The sequence below is a fragment of the Paraburkholderia sp. Ac-20336 genome, assembly GCF_017105025.1.
Taxonomy (GTDB): Bacteria; Pseudomonadota; Gammaproteobacteria; order Burkholderiales; family Burkholderiaceae; genus Paraburkholderia.
In genome coordinates this window covers 50,652-57,832 of the sequence record NZ_JAAGPS010000029.1, presented here as the reverse complement: position 1 = coordinate 57,832, position 7,181 = coordinate 50,652, and the positions used below count along the sequence as shown (strand labels likewise).

At 61.0% G+C, this 7,181-nt stretch carries 4 protein-coding genes; 2 read left to right on the top strand and 2 right to left on the bottom strand.

Annotation, left to right across the window (positions count from 1 at the left end; translation table 11 throughout):
* Positions 1-253 precede the first annotated feature (253 nt).
* Entirely contained in the window at positions 254-1,450 is a 1,197-nt protein-coding gene (locus GXB81_RS12000; protein WP_205989219.1) for a M20 aminoacylase family protein, read from the bottom strand.
* Between the two features lie 176 nt (positions 1,451-1,626).
* Between GXB81_RS12000 and GXB81_RS11995 the strand changes: the two genes are divergently transcribed.
* Together GXB81_RS11995 and GXB81_RS11990 are read left to right on the top strand one after the other, a co-directional pair.
* The gene (locus GXB81_RS11995) at positions 1,627-3,705 is read left to right on the top strand and encodes a molybdopterin oxidoreductase family protein (RefSeq protein WP_205989218.1); all 2,079 of its coding nucleotides are present in this window, start codon (positions 1,627-1,629) and stop codon (positions 3,703-3,705) included.
* Between the two features lie 160 nt (positions 3,706-3,865).
* The gene (locus GXB81_RS11990) at positions 3,866-5,539 is read left to right on the top strand and encodes a long-chain fatty acid--CoA ligase (protein WP_205989217.1); all 1,674 of its coding nucleotides are present in this window, start codon (positions 3,866-3,868) and stop codon (positions 5,537-5,539) included.
* Between the two features lie 248 nt (positions 5,540-5,787).
* Here GXB81_RS11990 and GXB81_RS11985 read toward each other — a convergent pair whose 3' ends face one another.
* Entirely contained in the window at positions 5,788-6,963 is a 1,176-nt protein-coding gene (locus GXB81_RS11985) for a porin (protein WP_167048665.1), read from the bottom strand.
* Between the last annotated feature and the right edge of the window lie 218 nt (positions 6,964-7,181).

The following is a 7,181-nucleotide window of genomic DNA, read 5'->3' as shown; positions in this document are numbered from 1 at the left end:
GTGAAACGACTCCACGCCGATGATAGTGCGGATTGCCCGTGTGAAAGTAGGTAATCGTCAGGCTCCTCATGCTGTAACACGGACCCCGGCTTCTCACTCTGAGTGCCGGGGTCCGGCCGTTTACGGCCCGATTCCTCTCTAATGCCAGCATGGATTCGCTGGCCGCACGGGAGCGTCGGGCAGAACTGTCAAAAACCGGGCCACTCTATTCGCTGATCTACAGCAAGGCACGGCAACACTCACCCACTACGCCTCACTTCCTCTGCGCGAGAAACTTCTGCGCCAGCCGAACCCAATAAGTCGACCCGACCGGCAGTAATTCATCGTTGAAGTCATAGCTTGCGTTATGCAGCATGCAAGGGCCCGCGCCGTGTCCAGCTTCCCGATGCCCGCCTTCTCCGTTGCCCAGAAAGGCGTAGCAACCCGGTTTCGCCAGCAACATGAAGGAAAAATCCTCAGCGCCCATTGTCGGCTCGACGGCATCGTCGACATTTTTCGTACCGACAATCTCCTTCATCACCGTCGCCGCAAAACGCGCTTCCTCGCCACTGTTGACCGTCGGCGGGTAGTTTCGATGGAAGCGGACCTGGACTGAGCAATCGTATGCTTCAGCGGTACTCTCCGCGATCTTGCGCATGCGCGTTTCGATCAGATCGAGCGTCTCCGTTGTGAAAGTCCGCACCGTTCCCGCGATCCACGCATCGTTCGGGACAACGTTGACCGCATCGCCGGCATGAATCTGGGTAATCGACAGCACCGCCGTATCTAGCGGCTTCTTGTTGCGCGTGATGATACTTTGCAGTCCATTCGCGATCTGCACCGCCGTAAAAACCGGATCGTGCCCATTGTGCGGCAGCGCGGCATGCGCGCCCACGCCCTTGATTTCGATGCGGAATTCGTTGCTCGACGCCATGATCGGACCTTCCGTCACCCCGAAGTGACCCGCCGGTATGCCCGGCCAGTTGTGGATGCCGAACACCGCATCCACTGGGAATTTCACGAACAGGCCATCGTCGATCATTGCTCGCGCACCAGCGCCGCCTTCTTCGGCCGGTTGGAAAATGAACACGATCGTGCCGTCGAAATCACCGTGCCTCGCCAGATATTGCGCTGCACCGAGCAGCATCGCGGTATGTCCATCATGACCGCACGCGTGCATCTTGCCGTCGTTTTTCGAGCGGTGCTCGAAGCTGTTGAGTTCCTGAATCGGTAGCGCATCCATGTCGGCACGCAAGCCAATCGCGCGCGTGCCGTTGCCACGTTTCAATACGCCGACCACACCTGTTTTACCCAATCCACGATGAGTTTCGATGCCCCATGACTCGAGCGTCCGGGCGACGAGATCGGCCGTCATTGCCTCCTCGTAGCGCAGTTCCGGGTGGGCGTGGATGGTTCGTCGGAGAGTCTGGATTTCGCCGCGAGCGGCCTGGATTTCGGGGATCAGTTTCATGATGGCGTGATGGTGTGCTGGGCTTGCGTGGGATCGCTCGAGGCCGCTTGGCCCGGGCACGGAGATAATCGATTCTACGCCGAAGGTATTTTTGGCGGCACCACCCAGGTCGGCGGCCTGATGGCGTAATAAAATTCCACATTGCTCGTGCTCACCGTCTGCCTGGAAACATTTCGATGAATGCCCCGACCGAATTCGCACGTGCCGTGTGTCCGCACGATTGCCCAGACACCTGTGCGATGCGTGTGACCGTCGAGAATGGGCGGGCGATCAAGGTCGCGGGCGACCCGGAGCATCCGCCGACACAAGGCGTGTTGTGTACCAAGGTTAGCCGCTATGCTGAGCGTGTGTACCATCCGAACCGGCTAACCACGCCGATGAAACGCATCGGTCGCAAGGGCGAAGGGCGCTTTGAGCCGATCAGTTGGGACGCCGCTCTGGAACTGGCCGCGACTCGTCTGGCGGAGATCGCGCGCCGCGCACCGGAAGCGATTCTGCCGTACAGCTACGCCGGCACGATGGGGCTCGTGCAGAGCGAGAGCATTTCGCTGCGGCTTTTTCACAAGCTCGGCGCGTCCCAGCTTGACCGCACGATTTGCGCCGCGGCCGGCGCCGCGGGGCTGAAATACACGTACGGTGCGAGCATCGGCATGCACATCGAGTTTTTTGCCGAGAGCGAAGTCGTTCTGATCTGGGGCGCCAATCCGATCGCGTCGAATTTGCATTTCTGGACGCGCGCGCAGGAAGCCAAGCGTCGCGGCGCGCGGCTGATCGCAATTGATCCGTATCGCTCGCTCACCGCCGAGAAATGCCACCAGCACATTGCATTGAAGCCCGGCACCGATGCCGCTTTGGCGCTCGGCATGATGCATGTGCTCATCGAAGAAGACAGGCTCGACCATGCGTACATCGCCGCGCATACGCTGGGTTTCGCCGGGTTGAAGGAGCGCGCGCTTGGCTATCCGCCGTCGCGAGTTAGCGAGATTTGCGGTATCGAAGAGCGGACAATCGTAGAACTTGCGCGGCTTTACGGCAGCACGAAGAAGGCCGCGATTCGCCTGAATTACGGTCTGCAACGCGTGCGCGGCGGTGGCAATGCGGTACGCGCCATCGCGTGTCTGCCGACGTTGACGGGGGCTTGGCGCGAACGTTCGGGTGGCGCGCTGCTGTCATCGAGCGGCTGGGCGCCGGTCGATTCGCATGCTCTGCAGCGTCCGGACCTGATGCCCGGCTGGCCGGCCAAGCCGAGCCGCGTCGTCAATATGAATGCGATTGGCGACGCGTTGCTGCATCCCGGCGACGCCGCGTTCGGTCCGAAAATCGAGGCGCTTGTCGTCTACAACTCGAATCCCGTGGCGGTCGCGCCGGACTCCGAGCGTGTTGCAGCCGGTTTTGCGCGCGAGGATCTGTTCACTATCGTGCTCGAGCATTTCCAGACCGATACCGCCGACTACGCCGACCTGCTCCTGCCCGCCACCACGCAGCTCGAACACCTCGACGTGCACAAGTCGTACGGCCACACGCACGTGATGGCTAACCTGCCTGCGATCGCCCCAATCGGCGAAGCCCGCCCGAACACCGAAATCTTTCGCGGCATCGCGCGCCGCATGGGACTCGACGACACCGCGCTATTCGAGAGCGATGAAGCGATCGCGCAGGCCGCGTTCCGCTGGCAGGACAAAACGCTCGAAGGCATCGACTGGGCGACGCTGAAACAGAACGGCTGGGCCAAACTCAACCTGCCCGATGCACCTTTTGCCGACGGCGGTTTCCACACGCCATCCGGCAAGTGCGAGTTCTATAGTGAACGTCTCGCGCAGCAGGGGCTCGATCCGCTGCCCGACTATCTGCCGCCCCACGAATCTGCCGACGGCGCGCCCGAACTCGCCTCCCGTTATCCGCTCGCGATGATTTCGCCGCCCTCGCGCAACTTCCTGAACAGCACCTTCGTGAATATCGAGAGTTTGCGTGCGACGGAAGGTGAGCCGCATCTCGACATCCATCCAGCCGACGCTCACGCGCGAAACATCGCCGACGGCGAGCAGGTGCGTATTTTCAACGACCGCGGTTCGATGCAGGCGCGCGCCCGCGTGACCGACAGGGCGCGCGAAGGGCTCGTGGTCGGATTGTCGATCTGGTGGAAAAAGCTCGCGCCGGACGGTCGCAACGCCAATCAGCTGACGAGCCAGGCACTCACCGATCTCGGCGGTTCCGCCACGTTTTATGACTGTCTCGTCGAAGTCGAGCGAGCCTGAAATGCCCTCGGAAGGCCGGCTGCACGGCCACTCGGCATCCGAGCTCCCACGGGTTCGAGTCAGCAGTCTAACCTCATCGCTTTCGTCGATAGCAATAATGTGTCCATGCTACGATGCGATTTTTAGCACGACCATTCGAAAATAATTCAGGAGACGCTGCATGGAGAAAATCTGGCTGAAATCTTATCCGCCCGGCGTTCCCGCAGAAATCAACCCTTCCCTTTATTCGTCGGTAGCCGAACTGCTCGAGGATGCGTTTCGCGAACACCGGGCCAAGCCGGCGTTCGTCTGCATGGGCAAGGAAATCAGGTACGGCGAACTCGACGAACTCTCACGCAAGCTCGCCGCATGGCTTCAGTCGAAGGGACTCGCGCGCGGCGCGCGAGTCGCGATCATGATGCCGAACGTGCTGCAATATCCGGCGGCGATCGCCGGCATCTTGCGCGCGGGCTACGTCGTCGTGAACGTGAACCCGCTCTACACGCCGCGCGAACTCGAGCATCAGTTGAAGGACAGCGGCGCCGAAGCGATTATCCTGCTCGAGAATTTCGCGGCAACGCTGCAGGCGATCGTGCGCAATACGGCGGTCAAGCATATCGTCGTTGCGACGATGGGCGACCTGATGGGCATCAAGGGCCCGCTCGTGAACTTCGTCGTGCGCAAGGTCAGGAAGATGGTGCCGGCGTGGAGCCTGCCGGGCTACATCAAGTTCAACGCCGCGATCGCGCAGGGCGCGGGTCTCGGTTTCAAACCCGTCCAGCAGGGACCGGACGACGTGGCGTTCCTGCAATACACGGGCGGCACGACCGGCGTGGCCAAGGGCGCGACGCTGCTGAACCGGAATCTGATCGCGAACGTGCTGCAATCGGAAGTGTGGCTCAATCCGGTGCGCGCGAATCGTACCGATATCGATCAGTTCATCACGGTCGTCGCGCTGCCGCTTTATCACGTGTTTGCGCTGACCGTGTGCGGCTTGCTGACGATCCGCACCGGCGGTCTCGGCGTGCTGATTCCGAATCCGCGCGATATTCCCGGCACGATCAAATCGCTGGAAGGCTATGCGATCACGACGATCCCTGCCGTCAACACGCTCTACAACGCGTTATTGAACAGCCCCGATTTCCACAAGCTCGACTTCTCGAAGTTGCTCACCGCGAACGCCGGCGGCATGGCCGTGCAGGAGGCGGTCGCGAAGCGCTGGTTCGAGGCAACGCGCACGCCGATCGTCGAAGGGTACGGGTTGTCGGAAACGTCGCCGTGTGCGACCTGCAACCCGGTCACGGTGACCGAATACAGCGGCACGATCGGTTTGCCGCTGCCGTCCACCGAAATCTCGATCCGCGATGACGACGGCAACGAAGTGCCGCTCGGCCAGGCCGGCGAAATCTGCATCCGTGGACCGCAGGTGATGGCGGGCTACTGGAACCGTCCGGACGAAACCGCGAAGGTCATGACCCCGGACGGCTTCTTCAAATCGGGCGATGTCGGCATGATGAACGCGGATGGCTTCGTGAAGATCGTCGACCGCAAGAAGGACATGATTCTCGTGTCGGGCTTCAACGTGTATCCGAACGAGATCGAGGACGTCGTGGCGAAGCTGCCGGGCGTGTTCGAAGTCGCTGCGGTCGGCGTGCCGGACCCGCATTCGGGCGAGGCGGTGAAGCTGTTCGTCGTGAAGAAGGACCCGGCGCTGACCGACGAGGACATCTTCGCGTACTGCAAGACGCAACTGACCGGCTATAAACGGCCAAAGGTCGTCGAATTCCGCACGGAACTGCCGAAGAGCAACGTCGGCAAGATTCTGCGCCGCGAGCTGCGCGACGGAAGGGCGTGAGCGCATCGGAGCGTGCCAGGCCGGCACGCTAACCGGCGAGTCAGATAGCAAACAGGAAAACCCGGAAGAAAAACCCGGCGGACGAAAGCCCGCCGGGTTTTTCTTTGTCGAGATTGCCGCCCGAGAGAACCGCGCACGGCAAACACCCGGCACCGCGAATCCACCAGTCCCCCGGCTAGCCACAAACGGCGAGCACAAAAAAAGGCGCCCGAAGGCGCCTTTGAGACAAACTGCGTTTTTACGACTTATTAGAACTTGTGACGGATACCGACGCGAGCCGTGAACTGGTTGGCGCTCGTCGAGCCGGTCAGGCCGTTGATGCCAGCCGTTGCAGCGACCACGCCATTGCCGGCTGCGTTCAGCACATCGCCCAGAGCATGCTGGTACACGCCGATCACGTACACGTCCGTACGCTTGGACAGGAAGTAGTCCACGCCCACAGCGCCTTGGTGGTACTGAGCCGTCGACGCACCTGCGATGCTCGCGCCACGCGTGTAGTCGTATGCAGCGCCGACCAGCAATGCCGGGGTCAGCTGATACTTGAAGTTGACTTCGCCGTTGTTGAACGTAGCCGACTGACCGCGGACGCTCGGTTGCGCGAACGTCGTGCCGAGGTTGGCGAAACGGATGTTCGAATACGTCAGGCCGATGGTAGCCGCGCCGAACGTGTATGCACCACCCGCACCGATCACCTGGTACGTGTTAGCCGACGTGTAAGCGCCGTAGACCGGCGAGGTCACTGCCGCGTTCGGTGCCGTGATCGTGCCGCCGTTGTTGAAGATACCGCCCGAAGCTGCCGGCGTACGTGCGTTCAAATAGCCGACGCCCAATTGCAGCGGACCGTTGTTGTAGCCAGCGCCCAACGACCAGATCTGGTTGCCGGAGAAGTTGCCTGCTTGGCCGCCGAGGCTATACGTGCCGCCGAACGTCAGGCCGCCGTAGTTCGCGCTCGTGAACTTGACCGTGTTGTTGGTGCGATACGCGTTGTTGAAGTTGTCGATATCGCCCGGGTGAGCAGCGATGTAGCCGCCCCACTGATCGCCCGCTTCGAACGGACCGACGTAGTCGACGACGGAGTCGTACTGACGACCCAGCGTGACCGTGCCGAAGTTGCTCGACAGGCCGACGTATGCCTGACGGCCGAACATCAGGCCGCCTTGGCCGAGCTTGCCGTTGGTCACGTCAAAGCCGTTTTCCAACACGAACAGGGCCTTCAGACCGCCGCCCAGGTCTTCCGTGCCGCGCAGGCCGAAACGCGAGCCTTGCAGAACGCCGCTGGACATGTCGTACTTGTGGTAGCCACCCGAGTTGGTGTTCATGTTGATACCAACGTCGACGATACCGTACAGGGTCACGCTGCTCTGTGCATGTGCGACGCCTGCGAATGCGCCCAGTGCTGCGAGAGCGAGAAGCGACTTTTTCATCGAATGATCTCCAAGGATTACGAATCTTTTGTACAAGGCGAAATATTTATCTAGGGCTCAAAGGCCTTGCTTGTCCAACTTCGCGAGAAGTTGCCACGTAATGTAACAAAAGGCATACATGCCACAAAGAAAAAGCGGAGGGCCTGGACGGCTCCTGTTTCGTTTACGCAACATGGTCTAGAATCGGAAATGGGTCGCCCATTTCATGCGGATTCGAG

What these genes read in the sequence shown, in the direction of transcription:
- GXB81_RS12000 (WP_205989219.1), bottom strand. Translation starts at nt 1,450, where the DNA reads ATGAAACTGATCCCCGAAATCCAGGCCGCTCGCGGCGAAATCCAGACT.
- GXB81_RS11995 (WP_205989218.1), top strand. Translation starts at nt 1,627, where the DNA reads ATGAATGCCCCGACCGAATTCGCACGTGCCGTGTGTCCGCACGATTGC.
- GXB81_RS11990 (WP_205989217.1), top strand. Translation starts at nt 3,866, where the DNA reads ATGGAGAAAATCTGGCTGAAATCTTATCCGCCCGGCGTTCCCGCAGAA.
- GXB81_RS11985 (WP_167048665.1), bottom strand. Translation starts at nt 6,963, where the DNA reads ATGAAAAAGTCGCTTCTCGCTCTCGCAGCACTGGGCGCATTCGCAGGC.